Genomic DNA, 20,716 nt, shown 5'->3' on the forward strand with positions numbered 1-20,716 from the left:
TCGTGAGCCCTGCCAGGAGAGAGTCGGCAGAACTTACTTGACCTCGAACTCCTGCGGCGTTCCAGCCGCCTTACCATCGACCATGACTTCAGCGCGGTACTTGCCCGCCGGCCAGCCATTGGCATTCTTGAAGGTGATGTTGGTGGTCTCGGCGCCACTGGTGTTCAGCGTGGCGTTCTGCTCGCCGGCCACCTGGCCGTCCTGGAAGGTCAGCTTGGCGCCAACCGCGACATTGTTGGCACTGCCGTCGGTCCGTACGGACACGACCACGTCGTCCTTCGGCGCGAACAGGGCAACCGGTGCCACCGACTTGTCAGCCGCAGCGGTCTTGCCAACGGTCACGGTGGAGACGGTGACAGCTGCAGCCATCGGCGGCGGCGCACCGGTCATCGGTGCCGGCGCCGGCTCGGCCGGGGCGGTCGCGGCCGGAGCAGCGGTGCTGTCAGTGGACGACTCTTCCTTCTTCTTGCAACCGACCAGGGCAACACTGCCCAGCAGGGCGGCGATCAGGGCGGTCTGGAGCGGGGTGGTCTTGATCATTCGGGGTTCCTCCCAGGGATTGTCGGACGGCGTTCGATCGCCGGCTTACTTCGGCGGCAGCTTCAGGGTCTGGCCCGGGAAGATCTTGTCCGGGTCATCGAGCACATCGCGGTTGGCTTCGAAGATCTTCTTCCAGGCATTGGCGTCACCCAGGTGCTGCTTGGCGATCTTCGACAGCGAATCGCCCTTCTGCACGGTGTAGGTGCCGCCGCTCACAACGTCGGCGGTACTGTCCACCGAAGCGCTGACGCCGGAGAAGTCCGCCTTCGGTACCTGCTGGGCGGTGCTGTCGACGCTGCCACTGACGCCGGAGAAATCGGCTTTCTTCTCGGTACTCATCCACAACTCCCGTCTGCATGACTACGTGGCTTGCACGGTGCCATGGCGGTTGTTAAATGGGGATGGTGCAGATGTGAAGCCGCCCCCGGGGGCGGCTGAACAATCGGGAGAGCCGGTGCCCGGTAGTGCCGGCCGCTGGCCGGCTTGCCCAGGATGGGGGTTCCACGCGGTTGCCGGCCAGCGGCCGGCACTACCGGTTATTGACGCAGTTCGCGGTAGGTCGCGGCCGGGACGGCGATGCCGGGGCTGGCACGCCAGGGATTGATATCCAGGCCACCACGGCGGGTGTAGCGGGCCTCCACTTCCAGCCACTGCGGCTGGCAGCGCGCGGACACCTCGCTGAAGATGCGCTCAACGCACTGCTCGTGGAACTCGGCGTGCTCGCGGTAGCTGACCAGATAACGCAGCAGGCCGGCACGGTCGATCTTCGGCCCACGGTAACGCAGGCTGACCGTGGCCCAGTCCGGCTGGCCGGTGACCGGGCAGTTGGACTTCAGCAGCGCCGAGACCAGGGTCTCCTCCACTACCTCGCCCGCAACGGCAGCAAGGAAATCGGCCTGCGGCGGGCCGTAGCAGTCGATCTCCAGTTCCAGCCCATCGATGGATTCGCCCAGCGGCGCCTGGCGCAGTTCCGGCAGGCCGAATTCGACCTGCACCGGCGCACCGGCACAGGCTGACAGATCGGCAGCGATGCGCGCGCGCAGTGCTTCGGCGCTGTCGATGCGGGTGCTGTTGAGGGAGTTCAGGTAGAGCTTGAACGATTTCGATTCGATCAGCCGCGGCGAGGTGCACGGCACCTGCACGGTGGCGACGGCGACCTGCGGCTTGCCGCGCGGGTCGAGCCAGCTCAGCTCGAAGGCGTGCCAGCGGTCATGGCCGACGAACGGCAGCGCGGCGTCATCCAGGCCGATCTCGGCGCGGGCGCCACTGCGGGGGATGGGAAACAGCAGGCCGGGATCGTACTGCGACGGGTAACTGACCTCGCGACCGAGGCTGGAGTCCTGGGGGGTGTTCATGGTGGGCATTGTATCGCGCGCAGGGCGGGCCTTCGGCCGGGCCGGCCAACGGCGGAGCCCCTCCGTGGTGGGGTTGGGTTGGTCGCGGAATGCGGTCGATCGGCTTGGCCGGGTGGGTAGGCGGGTCGGGGGACGCCGTAAACCCATCCCTGGGGGCTTGGCCGCGGCATCCATGCCGCGGACACCCCCGCCCCGCCTACCCACCCGGCCTCTGACAGTTCGCTGCACGCGGTCGCCACCACGGGAAAGATCAGGAGAATCAAAATCAAAAACCCATGCTTCAGACGTTCATGACGTCCGCCATCCACGAAACGAATCCGGGGTCAGAGCCCGTTGCCAAGCAACGGGATCCGACCCCGTGCCGTTCCGACAGCCGCGGGAAACTGTCGAAGGCGGGGTGGGTCCGGTGGCAGGGGCGTGAGCCGCATGGATGCGGCGACCGAGCTTACATGGACGTACTTGCAGCGTCCCCTGCCACCGGACCCACCCCGCCATCCCACGGAATGCCCGCTTTTGACGTTGACGTTGATGTTGCCTTTGATTGCAGCGGGTGCAGGGCTGCAAGCCCTGCCAACACCCCTCACCCCGCCGGGGTGCCGGCACCGTGCAGGTAATCCAGGCTCACCTGCATCAACGCCCGGAACCCCACATCCAGCGCCTTCTCATCCAGCAGGAACTTCGGCGAATGATTCGCCGGCGCCGTCGCCGGGTCGATGCCCACGCTGGTGGAACCGACGAAGAAGAACATGCCCGGCACTTCCTTGGCGTACAGCGAGAAATCCTCCGCCCCCATCTGCAGCGGCGGCTCGTACACGTTGTCCTTGCCGACTACCGCCTGCAGGCTCGGCAGCATCTTCGCGGTCAGCGCCGGGTCGTTCACCGTCGCCGGGTTGCCTTCCGATTCGTAGATGTCGGTCACCGCCTTCGCACCGTGCGCGGCGGCGGTGTGTTCGGCCACGTTGCGCAGGTCGGCGAAGATCTGCTGGCGCATGCCTTCATCGAAGGTGCGGATGGTGCCGACCATCTCCACCTCATCGGGAATGATGTTGTAGCGGATGCCACCGTTGATCGCGCCGAATGTCAGCACCGCCGGCTGCTTGGACAGGTTGGCGCGACGGCTGACGATGGTCTGCGCGGTCCCCACCAGATCGGCGGTGGCCACGATCGGATCAACGCCGTTCCACGGCGCCGAACCGTGGGTCTGGCGGCCGATCACCTTGATCCCGAAGCGGTCGGAGGCGGCCATCAACGGGCCACCGCGCACCGCGATCTGCCCGGCCTGCACGCTGGAGAACACATGCAGGCCGAACACCGCCTCCGGCTTGAAGTCGGCGAACAGGCCTTCCTTCAGCATCAGCGCGGCACCGCCCTCTTCCGGCGGCGGCGCGCCTTCCTCGGCCGGCTGGAAGATCAGCATCACCTGGCCGGGCAGATCCTTCTTCATCGATACCAGCGCCTGGGCCACGCCCAGCAGCGTGGCGGTGTGCGCGTCATGGCCGCAGGCATGCATCACGCCCACGGTCTGGCCGCGGTATTGGTCGGTCGCCTTTGACGCGAACGGCAGTCCGGTCTGCTCGGTCACCGGCAGCGCGTCCATGTCCGCACGCAGGGCGATCTTCGGGCCCGGCTTGCCGCCCTCGATGATCGCCACCACGCCGTGATGGGCAATGCCGGTCTTCGGCTTCAGGCCCATCGCACGCAGGCGCTTGGCGACCTCGGCCGAAGTGCGCGCCTCGCGGTTGGACAGCTCCGGGTGCTGGTGGAAGTCACGGCGCCATTCGACCACCTGGGCCTGCAGCCGTTGTGCGGCGGCGGTGACTTCCGGGCGCTGCCCGTCCTGGGCGTGGGCAAGGGCCGGCAGGGCCAGCAGCAGGGCGGACAGCAGCAACGAACGGCGCATCGCGATCTCCACAGCAAGGGGGTTCCAGCTGAATGTAGGGCAACACTGCGGCCACGGGAACCTCCGGCGCTGGATCCGGTCTTAGCGCCCGTCCCATCCGTCATGCAGGAAACGCGATGTGGCACAGGTATGCTTTGCGCATTGCCGCCGGCGCCCCGCCCGGTCCAGTCCTCTCGGAGTCCTCGTAATGTCACGTGTTTGGAAGATCGTGCTGCTGGTCGTGGCGGTGCTGGTGCTGGCCGTGGTCGGCCTGCGCGTCATGGGCGGCGGCAAGGACAAGGCTGGAAAACCCGCAGCGGGTGCGCGCCAGGGCGGTGAAGATCCGGATGCCGGCCCGGTGCCGGTCACCGTGGTCGATGCCACGCGCCAGGACGTGCCGGTGTATGCCAGCGCACTGGGCACGGTGACCGCGATGAACACCGTCACGGTCAGCCCGCAGGTCGGCGGCCAGCTGATGAGCCTCAATTTCCGTGAAGGCCAGGAAGTGAAGCAGGGTGACGTGCTGGCGGTGATCGATCCGCGCACCGCACAGGCCAGCTACGACCAGGCCGCGGCCGCCAAGCGCCAGAACGAAGCGCTGCTGGCCACAGCGCGCTCCAACTACCAGCGCTCGAACGCGCCGGAGTATCGCCAGTTCGTGGCCAAGACCGATCTGGATACACAGCGAAACCAAGTGGCACAGTACGAAAGCGCGGTGGCCGCCAACGAGGCCAGCATGCGCTCGGCACAAGTGCAGCTGCAGTACACCAAGGTCACCGCACCGATCACCGGTATTGCCGGCATCCGCGCGGTCGATGCCGGCAACGTGGTCAACGCCGGTACTGCACTGGTCACGCTCACCCAGATCCATCCGATCCACGTGCTGTTCAACCTGCCCGAACGCCAGCTCGGCGACGTGCGCCAGGCGCAGGCCGCCGGCACGGTACCGGTGGCGGCGCTGGACCGTGCCGACTCGCACGTGTTGTCCGGCGACGGCAAGCTGGATGTGGTCGACAACCTGATCAGTGCCGACACTGGCACGTTCAAGGCACGCGCCCTGTTCGACAACACCGACAACGGCCTGTGGCCGGGCCAGTTCGTCAACGTGCGCATGCAGCTGCGCACCATCGGCGGCGGTGTGGTCATCCCGACCCAGGCCGTGCTGCGTGGCCCGGACGGCGAGTACGTCTATGTGGTGCAGGGCGACAACACGGTGAAGATGCAGACCGTGCGCAGCGGCGTGGAAGTGGGCGACAGCCAGGTGCAGATCGCCGAAGGCCTGAAGGGCGGCGAGCGGGTGGTCAGCGAAGGCCAGTTCCGCCTGAAGCCGGGCAGCAAGGTCACCGCGCTGAAGCCGGGCGAGACCCCGGCCGCACCGACCGAGGCCGAACTGAAGGCGGCCGAGCAGAAGAACGCCGGCGGCGGTGGCCGTCGCGGTGGTGGCCCGCGCTGAGCGCAGGCCACTGATCTCCCTCGCGCCGGCGCACCTGCCGGCGCCGACATTGAAGTGCCAGCAAGGATCAGTCCGTGGGCTTTTCGACGATCTTCATCCGCCGCCCGATCGCCACCTCGCTGTTGATGGCGGGGCTGTTGCTGCTGGGCATCCTCGGTTACCGCCAGTTGCCGGTGTCGGCGCTGCCGGAAATCGATGCGCCCAGCCTGGTGGTCACCACCCAGTACCCCGGTGCCAACGCCACCACCATGGCCTCGCTGGTCACCACGCCGCTGGAGCGCCAGTTCGGGCAGATCTCCGGACTGGAGCTGATGACCTCCGATTCGTCGGCCGGGTTGTCGACGATCATCCTGCAGTTCTCGATGGACCGGAACATCGACATCGCCGCGCAGGACGTGCAGGCGGCGATCCGCCAGGCCACCCTGCCCTCGTCGCTGCCCTACCAGCCGGTCTACAACCGGGTGAATCCGGCCGACGCGGCCATCGTCACCCTGAAGCTGACCTCCGACACGCGCCCGCTGCGTGACGTCAACAACTACGCCGATTCGATCCTGGCCCAGCGCCTGTCGCAGGTGCAGGGCGTGGGCCTGGTCTCGATTGCCGGCAACGTGCGCCCGGCCGTGCGCATCCAGGTCAATCCGGCGCAGCTGTCGAACATGGGCCTGACCCTGGAGGAGCTGCGCAGCGCGCTGACCCAGGCCAACGTCAATGCGCCGAAGGGTTCGTTGAACGGCAAGACCCAGTCCTACAGCATCGGCACCAACGACCAGCTGGCCAGCGCCGCCGAGTACCGCGACACCATCATCAGCTACAAGAACGGCCGCCCGGTGCGGCTGTCCGACGTGGCGCAGGTGGTCGATGGCGTGGAGAACGACCAGCTGGCCGCGTGGGCCGATGGCAAGCCGGCGGTGCTGCTGGAAGTGCGCCGCCAGCCGGGCGCCAACATCGTGCAGACCGTCGAGCGCATCCGCGCGATCCTGCCGCAGCTGCAGGGCGTGCTGCCGGCCGACGTGCACCTGGAGATCTTCAACGACCGCACCGAGACCATCCGCGCCTCGGTGCATGAAGTGCAGTTCACCCTGATCCTCACCATCGGCCTGGTGGTGGCGGTGATCTTCGTGTTCCTGCGCCGGCTGTGGGCCACGATCATTCCCTCGGTGGCAGTACCGCTGTCGCTGGCCGGCACCTTCGCGGTGATGGCCTTCGCCGGCATGTCGCTGGACAACCTCTCGCTGATGGCGCTGGTGGTGGCCACCGGCTTCGTGGTCGACGATGCGATCGTGATGATCGAGAACATCGTGCGTTACATCGAGCAGGGCAAGAGCGGCAAGGAAGCGGCCGAGATCGGCGCGCGCCAGATCGGCTTCACCGTGCTGTCGCTGACCGTGTCGCTGGTGGCGGTGTTCCTGCCGCTGCTGCTGATGCCCGGTGTCACCGGCCGCCTGTTCCACGAGTTCGCCTGGGTGCTGAGCATCGCCGTGGTGCTGTCGATGCTGATCTCGCTGACGCTCACCCCGATGATGTGCGCCTACCTGCTCAAGCCCGACGCGCTGCCCGAGGGCGAAGACGCGCACGAGCGCGCAGCGGCGGCCGGCAAGCAGAACCTGTGGACGCGCACCGTGGGCCTGTACGAGCGCAGCCTGGACTGGGTGCTGGACCACCAGCGCGCCACCCTGGCCGTGGCCGGCGGCGCGCTGGTGCTGACCGTACTGCTGTATGTGCTGATTCCCAAGGGTCTGCTGCCCGAACAGGACACCGGCCTGATCACCGGCGTGGTGCAGGCCGACCAGAACATCGCCTTCCCACAGATGGAACAGCGCACCAAGCAGGTGGCCGAAGCGCTGCGTCAGGACCCGGACGTGACCGGCGTATCGGCCTTCATCGGCGCCGGCAGCATGAACCCCACGCTCAACCAGGGCCAGCTGTCGATCGTGCTGAAGGAGCGCAGCCAGCGCGATGGCCTGGAGGAGATCCTGCCGCGCCTGCAGAAGGCAGTGGCCGGCATTCCGGGCGTGGCCCTGTACCTCAAGCCGGTGCAGGACGTGACCCTGGATACCCGCGTGGCCGCCACCGAGTACCAGTACTCGCTGTCGGACGCGGATTCGGCGACGGTCGCGACCCAGGCCACGCGCCTGACCGAAGCGCTGCGCAAGCGCCCGGAACTGGCCGACGTCGACAACAACCTGTCCAACCAGGGCCGCGCCCTGGAGCTGAACATCGACCGCGACAAGGCCAGCGTGCTCGGCGTGCCGATGCAGACCATCGATGACACGCTCTACGATGCGTTCGGCCAGCGCCAGATCTCGACCATTTTCACCGAGCTCAACCAGTACCGGGTGGTGCTGGAAGTGGCACCGGAGTTCCGCACCAGCACCGCACTGATGGAGCAGCTGGCGGTCGCGTCCAACGGTGCCGGCGCACTGACCGGCACCAACGCCACCAGCTTCGGCCAGGTCACCTCGTCCAACTCGTCCACCGCCACAGGCATCGGCGCGCAGAACACCGGCATCACCGTCGGCGCCGGCAACATCATCCCGCTGTCGGCGCTGGCCGAAGGCAAGGTCAGCAGCGCGCCGCTGGTGGTCAGCCACCAGCAGCAGCTGCCGGCGGTGACGGTCTCGTTCAACGTGGCGCCGGGCTATTCGCTGTCCGAAGCCGTGCGTGCGATCCAGGAGACCAAGGACAGCCTGGACATGCCGACCCATCTGCATGCCGAGTTCATCGGCAAGGCCGCCGAGTTCACCGGCAGCCAGACCGATGTGGTGTGGCTGTTGCTGGCCTCGCTGGTGGTGATCTACATCGTGCTGGGCGTGCTCTATGAGAGCTACATCCACCCGATCACGATCATCTCGACGCTGCCGCCGGCTGGTGTGGGTGCGCTGCTGGCGCTGATGGTGTGCGGTCTGAGCCTGTCGGTGGATGGCATCGTCGGCATCGTGCTGCTGATCGGCATCGTCAAGAAGAACGGCATCATGATGGTGGACTTCGCGATCGAGGCGCGTCGTGCCGGTGCCAACGCGCACGAAGCGATCCGCCGCGCCTGCCTGCTGCGCTTCCGCCCGATCATGATGACCACCGCCGCGGCCATGCTCGGCGCACTGCCGCTGGCACTGGGCACCGGCATCGGTTCGGAACTGCGCCGCCCGCTGGGCATCGCCATCGTCGGCGGCCTGCTGCTGTCGCAGCTGGTCACGCTGTACACCACGCCGGTGATCTACCTGTACATGGAGCGCTTCTCCGAGTGGCTGGCGCGCCGCCGCGAACAGCGAGCACTGCGCAACGGTTCGCTGCAGGAGCCGCAGGCATGATCCGCGCCCCGCTGCTGCGGGGGGCCGCACGATGAACCTGTCCGGCCCCTTCATCCGCCGCCCGATCGGCACCGCCCTGCTGGCCATCGGCCTGTTCATGGTCGGCCTGATCTGCTATCTGCGCCTGGGCGTATCGGCGTTGCCGAACATCGAGATCCCGGTGATCTTCGTGCACGCCAGCCAGTCCGGTGCAGACGCGGCGACCATGGCCAGCACGGTCACCGCGCCGCTGGAACGCCATCTGGGCCAGCTTCCGGGCATCGACCGCATGCGCTCGTCGAGCTCGGAAGGCAGCTCGCTGGTGTTCATGATCTTCCAGAGCGGCCACAACATCGATTCGGCCGCACTGGACGTACAGACCGCGATCAACTCGGCGCAGGCCGACCTGCCTTCGGGCATGGGCTCGCCGATGTACCAGAAGGCGAACCCGAACGACGACCCGGTGATCGCCATCGCGCTGACCTCGCAGACGCAGTCGGCCGACGAGCTGTACAACGTGGCCGATTCGCTGCTGGCCCAGCGCATCCGCCAGATCAGCGGCGTCGCCTCGGTCGACATCGCCGGCGCCTCGACGCCGGCCGTGCGCGTGGACGTCAACCTGCGCCTGATGAACGCGCTGGGGCTGACCGCCGACGACCTGCGCAATGCAGTGCGCGCCGCCAACGTTACCTCGCCCACCGGTTTCCTCAGCGACGGCAACACCACCACCGCGATCATCGCCAACGACTCGGTGGCGCGCGCCGCCGACTTCGCCGAGCTGGTGGTCAAGACCCAGGGCGATGGCCGGGTGATCCGCCTGAAGGACATCGCCAACGTCTACGACGGCCAGCAGGACGCCTACCAGGCGGCGTGGTTCGACCACAAACCGGCCGTGGTGATGTACGTGTTCACCCGTGCCGGCGCCAACATCGTGGAGACCGTGGACCGGGTCAAGGCGCAGATCCCGACCCTGCGCGACTACCTGCAGCCGGGCACCACGATGACGCCGTACTTCGACCGTACGCCGACCATCCGCTCGTCGCTGCATGAAGTGCAGATCACCCTGCTGATCAGCCTGGCGATGGTGGTGCTGACCATGGCGCTGTTCCTGCGCCGGCTGGCACCGACGCTGATCGCCGCGGTGACCGTACCGCTGTCGCTGGCCGGTGCCGCGCTGGTGATGTACGTGATGGGTTTCACCCTGAACAACCTGAGCCTGCTGGCGCTGGTGATCGCGATTGGTTTTGTGGTCGACGATGCGATCGTGGTGATCGAGAACATCATGCGCCACCTCGACGAGGGCATGCCGCGCATGCAGGCGGCGCTGACCGGCGCACGCGAGATCGGCTTCACCATCGTTTCGATCACCGCCTCGCTGGTGGCGGTGTTCATCCCGCTGCTGTTCGCCAGCGGCATGATGGGCGCGTTCTTCCGCGAATTCACCGTGACCCTGGTGGCGGCGATCGTGGTGTCGATGATCGTCTCGCTGACACTGACCCCGGCGCTGTGCAGCCGCTTCCTCAGCGCCCACGATCACGCCGCACCGCCGTCGCGCTTCGGGCGCTGGCTCGATGCCGGCCACGAACGCATGCTGCGCGTGTACACCGTGTTCCTCGACTTCTCGCTGCGCCATGCACTGCTGATGTCGTTGACTCCGCTGATCCTGATCGGCGTCACCGTGTTCCTGTTCGGTGCGGTGAAGAAGGGTGCATTCCCGCCGCAGGACACCGGCCTGATCTGGGGCCGCGCCAATTCCAGCGCCACCGTTTCCTTTGAGGACATGGTCGCCCGCCAGCGCCGCATCACCGACATGCTGATGGCCGACCCGGCAGTGAAGACCGTGGGCGTGCGCCTGGGCAGTGGCCGCCAGGGCTCCAGCGCACAGTTCAACATCGAGCTGAAGTCGCGCAGCGACGGCCGCCGCGAAACCACCGCGCATGCACTGGCGCGGCTCAGTGCCAAGGCCGACCGCTACCCCGACCTGCAGCTGCGCCTGCGCGCGATCCAGGATCTGCCCAGCAACGATGGCGGCGGTTCCAGCCAGGGCGCGCAGTACCGCATTTCCCTGCAGGGCAACGACCTGGCCGCATTGCAGGAATGGCTGCCCAAGCTGCAGGCGGAACTGAAGAAGAACCCGAAGCTGCGCGACGTCGGCACCGACGTGGACAACGCCGGCCTGCGCCAGAACATCCAGATCGACCGCGCCAAGGCCGCGCGCCTGGGCATCACCGTCGGCGCCATCGACGGTGCGCTGTACGGTGCGTTCGGCCAGCGCCAGATCTCGACCATCTACTCGGATATCAACCAGTACAGCGTGGTGGTCAACGCCCTGCCCTCGCAGACTGCCACGCCGGCAGCGCTGGACGAGGTGTACGTGCGTGCGCGCAATGGCGACATGGTGCCGATCACCACGGTGGCCACCCAGGTTCCGGGCCTGGCGCCGTCGCAGATCACCCATGAAAACCAGTACACGACGATGGACCTGAGCTACAACCTGGCCCCGGACGTGAGCATGGGCGAGGCCAAGGCGATCATCGACGCGACCGTGGCCGGCATGCGCATGCCCGGTGACATCCGCCTGGCCGACGATGCCGGCTTCGGCTTCAACTCCGACCCCAGCGACATGCTGATCCTGGTGCTGGCGGCGATCCTGACCGTGTACCTGGTGTTGGGCATGCTCTACGAGAGCCTGATCCACCCGGTCACCATCCTGTCGACGCTGCCGGCAGCGGGTGTGGGCGCGCTGCTGGCCTTGTTCGGTACCAACACCGAGCTGTCGGTGATCTCGATGATCGCGCTGGTGCTGCTGATCGGCATCGTCAAGAAGAACGCGATCATGATGATCGACTTCGCGCTGGTGGCACAGCGCGAGCACGGCCTGGCACCACGCGATGCCGCGCGCGAAGCCAGCATCGTGCGCTTCCGCCCGATCATGATGACCACGATGGTGGCGATCCTGGCGGCGGTGCCGCTGGCGATCGGCCTGGGCGAGGGCTCCGAGCTGAGGCGCCCGCTGGGCATCGCGATGATCGGTGGTCTGCTGTTCTCGCAGAGCCTGACCCTGCTCAGCACGCCGGCGCTGTACGTGATCTTCTCCTGCCTGGCCGAACGCTGGCGGGCACGGCGCGCGCGCAGGCGCGAAGCGAAGCTGCTCAAGCGCGCGCAGCGGGCCTGATCGGATCCGCCGGCCAGCGGCCGGCACTACCGTGGATATGGTCGGTGGGAGCTGGTGGGTGCGGACCGTTGGTCCGCACCCTGCACGCCGACAGGTTTGACGCGCCCCAGCGAAAAGAGAACAATCCGCATCCAGCCATGGTCCTGCGCCCGCGAGCGGCGCCCCGCTGCCACCTCCGGCCAGCCTGCGTGATCCCAGCCACCGACCTTTCCCCCACGTGTGGGCGGATGGCCCGTGGCCGTCCGCCGAGGATCAGCCCACCATGTCCCTGCATCCGCTGTGCCGCCCGGCCCTGCTTGCCGTTTCCCTGTCCGTGGCCTGCGCCGCACAGGCCCAGTCCGCTCCCGAACGCAGCGCCCGCGGCCGCAGCGCCACCGAGCTGGATGCGGTCAAGGTCACCGCCGAACGCACCCATGCCGATACCGGCGCCCTCGGCGATCGCGCCCTGCGCGATACGCCGTTCGCCATCACCGCAGTGGGCCGTGAGCAGATCGAGCAGCGCCAGGTGGTGTCGTTGGGCGAAGCGTTCGCGCTCGACCCGTCGGTGACCACCCAGGTCAGTGCCTACGCCAGTGGCTGGAGCTCGCCGATCCGCAACCGTGGCATCGACCTGAACTTCGACAGCTATCGGGTCAACGGCCTGCAGGTGTCTTCGTGGGGCACCGAGTGGCCGCTGGAAGTGATGGAACAGGTCGAGCTGCTGAAGGGGCCCGCCGGCTTCCTGTATGGCTTTGGTGCCCCCGGCGGCCTCGTCAACTACGTGACCAGGAAGCCGACCGACAGCCCCACGTTCTCGGCGCAACTGGGTTGGCGCGAGCAGGGCATCATCAGTGGCGGCATCGATGCCGGCGGCCGCTTCGGCAACGAGCAGATGTTCGGCTACCGCTTCAATGCGTACCGGGAAAAGGGCGAAACCTTCAACGGTGGCCATGTCGACCGCAAGGTCGGTGCGCTGTCGCTGGATGCGCGCCTGAGCGACGCGCTCACCTGGACCTTCGACGGCGTGTTCCAGGCCCGTGACCTCAGCGGCGAAGCGCCGCAGTATTACTTCCGCGGCCTGACCTCGGTACCGCGGCCGATCGCCGGCGACGTCGACAACGGCGTTCCCGGCACCTACTACGACACCCGCTCCAGCCTGCTCTCGACCGCGCTGAACTGGCAGATCAACAGCGCCTGGAAGGCCAGCCTCAGCTATGGCGTCACCACCTCGTGGAATGACGTCAACAAGATCTTCGCCTACATCGACTCGCCCAACGGTGACTACGACGTCAATGTCTACGAGCTGGGCGGCAAGAGCGAGTGGAAGCTGGCACAGGCGCAGGTCCAGGGCAGCTTCCGCACCGGCCGGCTCGCGCACCAGCTGGTGGCAGGGCTCAGTCACCAGACCGGGCTGGGCTGGGACCGCCCGTACGAATGGAACCTGATCGGCCGCGCCAACCTCTACCAGCCTTCGCCACTGCGCCACGATGCAGTGGGCTCGCGGGTGATGAGCCGTGGCGACAAAACCGTGCAGACGGCCGTGTTCGCCAGCGACACCGTCGACCTCGGCGGCGGTTGGTCGCTGTTGGCCGGCTGGCGCTACAACGACTACGAAACCAAGGGCCGCTACCACACCTATCCGGTGACCCCGACCTACGCGCTGATGTTCAAGCCGCGCGAGGACGTGACCTTGTATGCCAGCTACATCGAATCGCTGGAAGCCGGCAGCCGCGTCGGCACCGGCTACATCAATGCCGGCGACGTGCTGGACCCGACCCTCAGCAAGCAGTACGAAATCGGCGCCAAGGTGGAGGCGTCGCGCTGGAACGCCAACCTAGCCGCGTTCCGGCTGGAGCGTGGCGCCACCATCGATGCGCTCACCCCCGCCGGCAAGCGCCTGGTGCAGGACGGCATCACCCTGTACGAAGGCGTCGAGGCCAGCGCCGACCTGCACCTGACCGACACACTGACCGTCGGCGGCGGCGCGACCTGGCTGGACCCGACCTACGATCGCCTGTCACCGGACAGCGCGTCGCAGCAAGGCAACCGCACCGCTGGCGCTGCCCGCTGGAACGGCGTGCTGCACGCCACCTACCAGCTGCCGTGGCTGGATGGGCTGGAAACCTACGCGGTGGCGCGCTACTACGGCGATGTCTGGTACGACGCCGACAACACCCTCAAGCTGCCCGACTACACCCTGGTCAACGCGGGTGTGGGCTATCGCCTGCTGGCCTCCGGCCATCCGGTCGTGCTTCGTGCCAGCGTGGAAAACCTGGCCAACCGCCGCTACTGGTCCAACGCCGGCATCGGCCTGCCACGCACCTTCGCCGTGAGCGTGCGCTGGGAGATGTGATGCACCGGTAGTGCCGGCCGCCGGCCGGCGCCTTGTCGTCCTGCGCAGGCTGTCCCCTTCACCCCACACCCGCAATAATGCAGCTCGACCGTTCCGCCGAGCCTGCATGTCCACCCGCCAATCCCGCCTCAGCCGCCTGTGGGCCCACGAAAAGGCCAGTTATGGCCTGCGCGTGTTCATCGCCCTGAGCGCGGCGATGGCGGTGTGCTGGCAGCTGGATGCGCTCACGGCGCTGCCCGGCGTGTTCCTCGGCATCATCGCCAGCGCCATCGCCGAGACCGACGACAACGCGTGGGGCCGGACCAAGGCCGTGTTGCTGTCGCTGCTGTGCTTCTGCATCGCCGCAGCCTCGGTCATCTGGCTGTTCCCGTGGCCGTGGATCTTCATCGGCGCGCTGGCGCTGTCCACCTTCGGCCTGACCCTGCTGGGTGCGCTCGGCGAGCGCTATGCGTCCATTGCCCAGGCCACGGTGACGCTGGCGATCTACACCATGATCGGCCTGGAGCAGCACGGTGCCAGCGACCTGCACACTGCGCTGGAGGCGGTCAGCCACCTGCTGGCCGGTGCGCTCTGGTACGGCCTGCTGTCGATCCTGTGGACCGGGCTGTTCGCCAACCGGCCGGTGCGTGAACGCGTAGCGCGGCTGTACCAGGAACTGGGCCGCTACCTGCAGTTGAAGGCCGCCCTGTTCGAGCCGGTGCGCGAGGCGGACCTGCAGCGCCGCCAGCTCGACCTGGCCGAGCAGAACCGGCGCGTGGTCGGTGCGTTGAACGAAGCGAAAGCCGCGATCCTGGCCCGCTTCGGCCGCTCCGGCCGACCCGGCGTGAACTCCGGCCTGTACCTGCGGCTGTACTACATGGCGCAGGATTTCCACGAGCGCGCCAGCTCCTCGCACTACCCGTACGGTGCGCTGGTCGATGCCTTCTTCCACAGCGACGTGCTGTACCGCTGCCAGCGCCTGCTCGACCTGCAGGGCCAGGCCTGTACGCGGCTGGGCGAAGCGATCCGGCTGCGCCGTCCGTTCGTGTATGGCCAGAGCAACCAGCAGGCCGGGCGCGATCTGGCCGATGCGCTGGCCTACCTGCGTGACCAGCAGCGCCCGCAATGGCAACGCCTGCTCGGTTCGCTGGACCTGCTGGTGCACAACCTGCGCAGCATCGAGCGCCGCCTGCTGGATGCCGAGCGCTCCGAGGCCAGCCTCGACAACGTCGATACGCGGCTGCGCGACAGCAACCCGCACACGCTGCACGAGATGGGCGTGCGCCTGCGCCAGCAGCTCACGCCCGGGTCGGTGCTGTTCCGCCACGGCCTGCGCATGGCACTGGCGCTGATCGTCGGTTTCGCAGCGATCCGCCTGTTCAATGCGCAGAACGGCTCGTGGGTACTGCTGACCATCGTGTTCGTGTGCCGGCCCAACTTCGGCGCCACGCGGCAGCGCCTGGCCCAGCGCATCGTCGGCACCCTGGCCGGCCTGGTGCTCACCTGGGCGTTGCTGCAACTGTTCCCGCAGCTGCATGTGCAGTTGCTGATCGCGCTGCTGTCGGCGCTGCTGTTCTTCTTCACCCGTACCGACCGCTATCTGGTGGCGTCGGCGGCGATCACGGTGATGGCACTGACCTGCTTCAACCTGATCGGCGACGGCTTCGTGCTGATCGTGCCGCGCATGGTCGATACCCTGCTGGGCTGTGCGATCGCCGCCGCCGCCGCATTCCTGGTCCTGCCCGACTGGCAGGGGCGCCAGCTGCACCTTGTTCTGGCACGCGTGCTGGAGACCGCCGCCCGCTATCTCGAATCGGTGCTGGGCCAGTACCGCAGCGGCATGCGTGACGACCTCGCCTACCGCGTCGCCCGCCGCGACATGCACAATGCCGACGCCGCGCTGTCCACCGCGTTGTCGAACATGCTGCGCGAGCCCGGGCATGTGCGTCGCAATCTGGATGCCGGCTTCCATTTCCTGGCCTTGTCCAACACCTTGCTCGGCCACCTGTCGGCCCTCGGCGCACACCGCGACCAGGTCGACAGCTATGCCGGTGATCCGCTGGCACTGGCCGCCGGCGAGCGCGTGCGCAAGGCGCTGCAGCAGCTGGCGGGCGCCCTCACTGCACGTCAGCCGGTGACCGAGGACGACAATGACGCCGACCGTGCGGTGGCCGCCGAACTGGAACAGATCGAGGAGGCGATGCCGCCGAAGCTGCAGCTGATCCGCACGCAGATGGCGCTGGTGCTGCGGCTGCTGCCGAAGCTGCGGGCAGCGGCCAATGAGGCGGTGCGGGGCCTGACCTGATCCCCCATCGCTGATCGGGCATTCCATCCACGCATGGCGTGGATCTACGTAATGTGCAACAGCGCGTTGCGCCTGGCGCTGCAGCCCGATCACGCAGCGGCGCGGATACTGGGTGATCCCCTGCTCACGGATTCCCGCCATGAAGATCGAACTCAGCGGCCGCACCGCGCTGGTCACCGCCTCCACCGCCGGCATCGGGCTGGCCATCGCGCAGGGCCTGGCCGGCGCCGGTGCGCGGGTCATCCTCAACGGCCGCAGCGCCGACAGCATCGAACGCGCACGCCAGCGGCTGCTCGCCGCTGTTCCGGGGGCCGAGGTGACCGGCGTCGCCGCGGACCTGTCCGACGCGGCCGGCGTCGACACGCTGCTGGCTGGCCTGCCCAGGGTCGATATCCTGGTCAACAACGCCGGCATCTTCGGGCCCGAGGATTTCTTCGAGACCGACGACGCCACCTGGGACCGCTACTGGCAGACCAACGTGATGTCCGGCGTGCGCCTGTCGCGCGCACTGCTGCCCGCGATGGTCGCGGCCGGCTGGGGTCGCGTGCTGTTCATCTCTTCCGAGTCGGCGCGCAACATCCCGGCCGACATGATCCACTACGGCGTCAGCAAGACTGCGCAGCTGTCGCTGTCGCGCGGCCTGGCCAAGCGCGTGGCCGGCAGTGGCGTCACCGTCAACGCGGTGCTGCCCGGGCCGACGCTCTCTGACGGTTTTGCCGCGATGTTCGAAGATGAACGCCAGCGCAGTGGCAAGCCGCTGGAACAGATCGGCCGCGAGTTCGTGATGGAACATCGCCCGACCTCGGTCCTGCAGCGGGCCACCACGGTCGAAGAGGTGGCCAACATGGTGGTGTACCTGGCCTCGGCGCAGGCCTCGGCCACTTCCGGTGCGGCGCTGCGCGTGGACGGCGGCGTGGTCGACGATATCGTCTGAGGTTCTGGAGGCGTGCGGACCAACGGTCCGCACCCACAACGGTCCGCACCCACCGCGATCGGGTAGAGTCGAGCAAGCTCGACTCTACGGGCAGGAATGCTAGGCTGCGCCGGTCAAGGAGGCTCCATGTCCGGTCACAACCAGTTTGCCCTGCTGCGCCAGCGCCGTTTCCTGCCGTTCTTCGTCGTACAGGCGCTTGGGGCGTTCAACGACAATGTGTACCGGCAGGCCATCATCAGCATGTTGCTGTTCATGGCCGTTCCGGAAGAGGAACTGGGCCTGTACGCCACGCTGGCACCGGCCATCTTCATCCTGCCCTACTTCCTGTTCTCGGCACTGGCCGGGCAGATCGCCGACAAACTGGAAAAATCGCGGCTGATCGTGATCACCACCACCATGGAGATCGTGATCATGTCGCTGGCCGCCACCGGCTTCCTGATCCAGAGCCTGCCGGTGCTGCTGGTCGCGTTGTTCTGCACCGGCATGCAGTCGACCCTGTTCGGCCCGGTGAAGTACTCGGTGCTGCCCTCGGTGCTCAAGCCTGAAGAACTGACCGGCGGCAACGGCCTGGTCGAGATGGGCACCTCGATGTCGATCCTCTCCGGCATGATCGTCGGCGGCCTGGTGTTCACGGTGGCCGGCAGCCACGGCACGGTGGTGGCGGCATGCGCGATCATCGCGCTGGCGGTCTGCGGCAACATCGCCGCGCGGCTGATTCCCAAGGTCGATGCCGGCGACCCGAATCTGAAGATCAACTGGAACCCGCTGCCCGAATCGCTGGCGGTACTGCGCATGGCGCGCCAGCAGAAGGCCGTACGCAACGCGATCCTGGGCGTGTCCTGGTTCTGGTTCGTCGGCACCGTGCTGACCTCGCAGCTGCCGGCGTATGCGGTCGCCAACCTCGGTGGCGAACCGACCCTGTACATCTTCGCACTGGCCCTGTTCTCGGTCGGCACCGGGGTCGGCTCGCTGCTGTGCGAGAAGCTGTCGGCGCGCACCGTGGAAATCGGCCTGGTGCCACTGGGCGCGTTCGGCATGACCGCGTTCCTGCTGGATCTGTACTTCGCCCGCAGCGGCGAGGCGGCTGCGCACGGGTTGACCATCGGCACGTTCCTGCAGCAGCCGGGGAGCCTGCGCATCGTCATTGATCTTGTCGGAATCGGCCTGTTCACCGGCATCTTCGTGGTGCCGCTGTTCGCGCTGATCCAGAGCCGCACGCCGAAGGCACAGATGTCGCGCGTGTTCGCCGCGCTGAACATCCAGAACTCCGGCTTCATCGTGGCCGCCGCGCTGTTGTCGCTGGCCGCGCACAAGCTGCTGCACTGGACCATTCCGCAGCAGTTCCTGGCACTGGCCATCGCCAATGCCGTGGTGGCGATCTACATCTTCACCATCGTCCCCGAATTCCTGATGCGCTTCCTCAGCTGGTTGATGGTGCGCACCCTGTACCGGCTGCGCCCGCACGGCATCGAGGCCAACGTGCCCGACGAAGGCGCCGCGCTGCTGGTCTGCAACCACGTCAGCTACATGGATGCGTTGATCCTGTCGGCGACGATCCCGCGCCCGGTGCGGTTCGTCATGTACTACCGGATCTTCAACATCCCGGTGATGCGCTGGATCTTCCGCACCGCCAAGGCGATCCCGATTGCCGGTGCGCGCGAAGACCCGGCACTGATGCAGCGCGCGTTCGACGAGATCGATGCGGCGCTGGCCGAGGGCGAGCTGGTCTGCATCTTCCCGGAAGGCGCGTTGACCAAGGATGGCGCGATGGCGCCATTCAAATCCGGTGTCGAGAAGATCCTCGAACGGCGGCCAGTGCCGGTGGTGCCGATGGCGCTGCAGGGCATGTGGTCAAGCATGTGGAGCCGGCGCGACAGCCGCCTGGGCCGCATGCGCGTGCCACGCCGCTTCCGCGCCACCATCGACGTGGTGGCCGCGCCGGCCGTGGACGGCCATCACACCAACGCCGCCGCCCTGGAAGCCCAGGTCCGCGCCCTGCGTGGCGATCGCGCCTGACGCAGCAGTCCGGGCTCTGAAAAGCCCCTGGCATACGCCACCGTCAAGTGCCGGTGGCGTCATGTCGCCGATGTAAACGCATACATGCAACGCCGGTTGCGGTAGATTACGCACCCACAGGGGGGAGGTTGGCCACGTTCACCGGGGTCCAGCCACCAAGGAATGGAGTCTTGCTTTGAATCAACCACCACCGCTCAGCCGTCCGGTCTACATCCCCAACCATCTGGTCTGGGCGATCCTGACGACGCTGTTCTGTTGCCTGCCGCTGGGCGTGGTGTCGATCGTCTATGCCTCCCAGGTCGATGGCCGCCGCGCGGCCGGCGATCTGCCCGGGGCCTACGATGCGTCGCGCAAGGCAGGCTGGTGGGCCGTGGCTTCGGCCGTGGCGCTGCCGGTCCTGTTGCTGTTGTGGTTCGGGCTGTTCGGCGGCTTGGCTGTGCTGGGCGCTCTTTCCGACCATTGATTCACCACCACCACCCATCAAGGAGCTTGAACCCATGAACACCGCTACTCCGCAGGTCCCGAACAATCTGGTCTGGGCAATCCTGTCCACCCTGTTCTGCTGCCTGCCGGCGGGCATCGTGTCGATCGTCTACGCCGCCCAGGTCAATGGCAAGCTGGCCGCAGGCGACGTCGCCGGTGCCCAGGATTCGGCCGCCAAGGCCAAGAAGTGGGCCATCTGGTCGGCCATCGCCGCCGTCGTGGTGGGCGTGCTGTACGGCATCCTCATCGTGGCCGTCGGCGGCATGGGCGCCATGAGCGGCGGCAGCAGCTACTGATGCCTCCGGACGGATCCGGCGCCCGCGCCGGGTCCGTTGCCGCATGTCTGCCCGTCCTGCCCATTCCCGCTTCGCCCGCTGGGCACCGCTGCTGGCCGCCACCGGTCTGGCCGCAGGTGCTGCGGTGGTGCTGCGTCACGTCAATCCGTATGTTGCCGGCAACCCGTTGCCGAGCTGCCCGCTGTACGCGCTGACCGGCCTGTACTGCCCGGGCTGTGGCAGCACCCGCTGCCTGTATTCACTGGTCCACTTCGACCTGCCCGGCGCAATGGCGATGAACCCGCTGCTGGTCGTCAGCCTGCCCTTCCTGCTGCTGATGCTGCTCAATGCCGCCGGATTCCGCCCTCGCCTGCTCGACCCGCTGATGCGGGTGCTGGCCAACCCCACCTTCTGGCTGTGGCTGCTGCCCGGTTATGCGCTGCTGCGCAATCTGCCGTGGGCGCCGTTCACCGCGCTGGCACCGATCTAGGTTTCCGGCCAACGGCGCAGCCCCTCGTGGTGGCGCGATATCTGAAGGTAGCAGCCTGGGGGTTGGCCGGGCGGGATGGGCTTGCGGGGGACGCCGTGAATCCATCCCTGGAGCAACTGTGTTGATGGAGGGGCTTGGCCCCTCCATGAGAGGGGCACGGTAGTGCCGGCCGCTGGCCGGCAGCCTTTGGTCTTGCGCCCTGGTTCGCCTCAG

14 protein-coding genes are annotated in these 20,716 nt (G+C 67.4%); 10 read left to right on the forward strand and 4 right to left on the reverse strand.

Translation table 11 applies throughout. The features are described 5' to 3' along the window. Positions 1–33: 33 nt before the first annotated feature. The 4 genes from C9412_RS20270 to C9412_RS20285 all read right to left on the reverse strand — a co-directional run bounded on the left by C9412_RS20270 (position 34) and on the right by C9412_RS20285 (position 3,795). The gene (locus C9412_RS20270; protein WP_107233251.1) at positions 34–540 is read right to left on the reverse strand and encodes a hypothetical protein; all 507 of its coding nucleotides are present in this window, start codon (positions 538–540) and stop codon (positions 34–36) included. 45 nt (positions 541–585) lie between these two features. Continuing rightward, a complete protein-coding gene (locus tag C9412_RS20275; RefSeq protein WP_107233252.1) occupies positions 586–879 on the reverse strand; it encodes a LysM peptidoglycan-binding domain-containing protein in 294 nt (97 codons plus the stop codon). A gap of 197 nt (positions 880–1,076) precedes the next feature. After that, a complete protein-coding gene (queF, locus tag C9412_RS20280) occupies positions 1,077–1,895 on the reverse strand; it encodes an NADPH-dependent 7-cyano-7-deazaguanine reductase QueF (RefSeq protein WP_107233253.1) in 819 nt (272 codons plus the stop codon). Between the two features lie 580 nt (positions 1,896–2,475). Then, positions 2,476–3,795, reverse strand: coding sequence for a M20 family metallopeptidase (locus C9412_RS20285; RefSeq protein ID WP_107233264.1), 1,320 nt, complete (start codon positions 3,793–3,795; stop codon positions 2,476–2,478). 187 nt (positions 3,796–3,982) lie between these two features. Here C9412_RS20285 and C9412_RS20290 point away from each other — a divergent pair, with 187 nt between their 5' ends. The 10 genes from C9412_RS20290 to C9412_RS20335 all read left to right on the forward strand — a co-directional run bounded on the left by C9412_RS20290 (position 3,983) and on the right by C9412_RS20335 (position 20,503). Next, entirely contained in the window at positions 3,983–5,227 is a 1,245-nt protein-coding gene (locus C9412_RS20290; RefSeq protein WP_107233254.1) for an efflux RND transporter periplasmic adaptor subunit, read from the forward strand. Between the two features lie 74 nt (positions 5,228–5,301). Next, on the forward strand, positions 5,302–8,535 hold the full coding sequence (locus C9412_RS20295) for an efflux RND transporter permease subunit (RefSeq protein WP_107233255.1): 3,234 nt from the start codon (positions 5,302–5,304) through the stop codon (positions 8,533–8,535). A gap of 31 nt (positions 8,536–8,566) precedes the next feature. Next, positions 8,567–11,689, forward strand: coding sequence for an efflux RND transporter permease subunit (locus tag C9412_RS20300; protein WP_107233256.1), 3,123 nt, complete (start codon positions 8,567–8,569; stop codon positions 11,687–11,689). A 262-nt stretch (positions 11,690–11,951) separates the two neighbouring features. Next, positions 11,952–14,021: a TonB-dependent siderophore receptor gene (locus C9412_RS20305; RefSeq protein WP_107233257.1), complete on the forward strand. Its 2,070-nt coding sequence runs from the start codon at positions 11,952–11,954 to the stop codon at positions 14,019–14,021. A 106-nt stretch (positions 14,022–14,127) separates the two neighbouring features. After that, positions 14,128–16,305, forward strand: coding sequence for a YccS family putative transporter (gene yccS, locus C9412_RS20310; RefSeq protein ID WP_107233258.1), 2,178 nt, complete (start codon positions 14,128–14,130; stop codon positions 16,303–16,305). A gap of 139 nt (positions 16,306–16,444) precedes the next feature. Then, positions 16,445–17,239 (forward strand): SDR family oxidoreductase, encoded by a 795-nt coding sequence (locus tag C9412_RS20315; RefSeq protein WP_107233259.1) that lies wholly within the window; start codon positions 16,445–16,447, stop codon positions 17,237–17,239. A 126-nt stretch (positions 17,240–17,365) separates the two neighbouring features. Further along, positions 17,366–19,255, forward strand: coding sequence for an MFS transporter (locus tag C9412_RS20320; protein WP_107233260.1), 1,890 nt, complete (start codon positions 17,366–17,368; stop codon positions 19,253–19,255). Between the two features lie 175 nt (positions 19,256–19,430). Continuing rightward, complete coding sequence (locus C9412_RS20325; protein ID WP_057497552.1) at positions 19,431–19,718, forward strand: CD225/dispanin family protein; 288 nt, start codon at positions 19,431–19,433, stop codon at positions 19,716–19,718. Between the two features lie 34 nt (positions 19,719–19,752). Beyond that, positions 19,753–20,034, forward strand: a complete 282-nt coding sequence (locus tag C9412_RS20330; protein ID WP_107233261.1) for a CD225/dispanin family protein — start codon at positions 19,753–19,755, stop codon at positions 20,032–20,034. 43 nt (positions 20,035–20,077) lie between these two features. Further along, positions 20,078–20,503, forward strand: a complete 426-nt coding sequence (locus C9412_RS20335; protein WP_107233262.1) for a DUF2752 domain-containing protein — start codon at positions 20,078–20,080, stop codon at positions 20,501–20,503. Positions 20,504–20,716: the final 213 nt, after the last annotated feature.

Origin of the sequence: Stenotrophomonas sp. Nf1, from assembly GCF_003028475.1 — a bacterium.
GTDB lineage: Bacteria > Pseudomonadota > Gammaproteobacteria > Xanthomonadales > Xanthomonadaceae > Stenotrophomonas.

Coding starts and splice junctions, on each gene's coding strand:
- C9412_RS20335 (WP_107233262.1), top strand. CDS start 20,078: ATGTCTGCCCGTCCTGCCCATTCCCGCTTCGCCCGCTGGGCACCGCTG.
- C9412_RS20285 (WP_107233264.1), bottom strand. CDS start 3,795: ATGCGCCGTTCGTTGCTGCTGTCCGCCCTGCTGCTGGCCCTGCCGGCC.
- C9412_RS20275 (WP_107233252.1), bottom strand. CDS start 879: ATGAGTACCGAGAAGAAAGCCGATTTCTCCGGCGTCAGTGGCAGCGTC.
- C9412_RS20270 (WP_107233251.1), bottom strand. CDS start 540: ATGATCAAGACCACCCCGCTCCAGACCGCCCTGATCGCCGCCCTGCTG.
- C9412_RS20300 (WP_107233256.1), top strand. CDS start 8,567: ATGAACCTGTCCGGCCCCTTCATCCGCCGCCCGATCGGCACCGCCCTG.
- C9412_RS20330 (WP_107233261.1), top strand. CDS start 19,753: ATGAACACCGCTACTCCGCAGGTCCCGAACAATCTGGTCTGGGCAATC.
- yccS (WP_107233258.1), top strand. CDS start 14,128: ATGTCCACCCGCCAATCCCGCCTCAGCCGCCTGTGGGCCCACGAAAAG.
- C9412_RS20305 (WP_107233257.1), top strand. CDS start 11,952: ATGTCCCTGCATCCGCTGTGCCGCCCGGCCCTGCTTGCCGTTTCCCTG.
- queF (WP_107233253.1), bottom strand. CDS start 1,895: ATGAACACCCCCCAGGACTCCAGCCTCGGTCGCGAGGTCAGTTACCCG.
- C9412_RS20290 (WP_107233254.1), top strand. CDS start 3,983: ATGTCACGTGTTTGGAAGATCGTGCTGCTGGTCGTGGCGGTGCTGGTG.
- C9412_RS20315 (WP_107233259.1), top strand. CDS start 16,445: ATGAAGATCGAACTCAGCGGCCGCACCGCGCTGGTCACCGCCTCCACC.
- C9412_RS20320 (WP_107233260.1), top strand. CDS start 17,366: ATGTCCGGTCACAACCAGTTTGCCCTGCTGCGCCAGCGCCGTTTCCTG.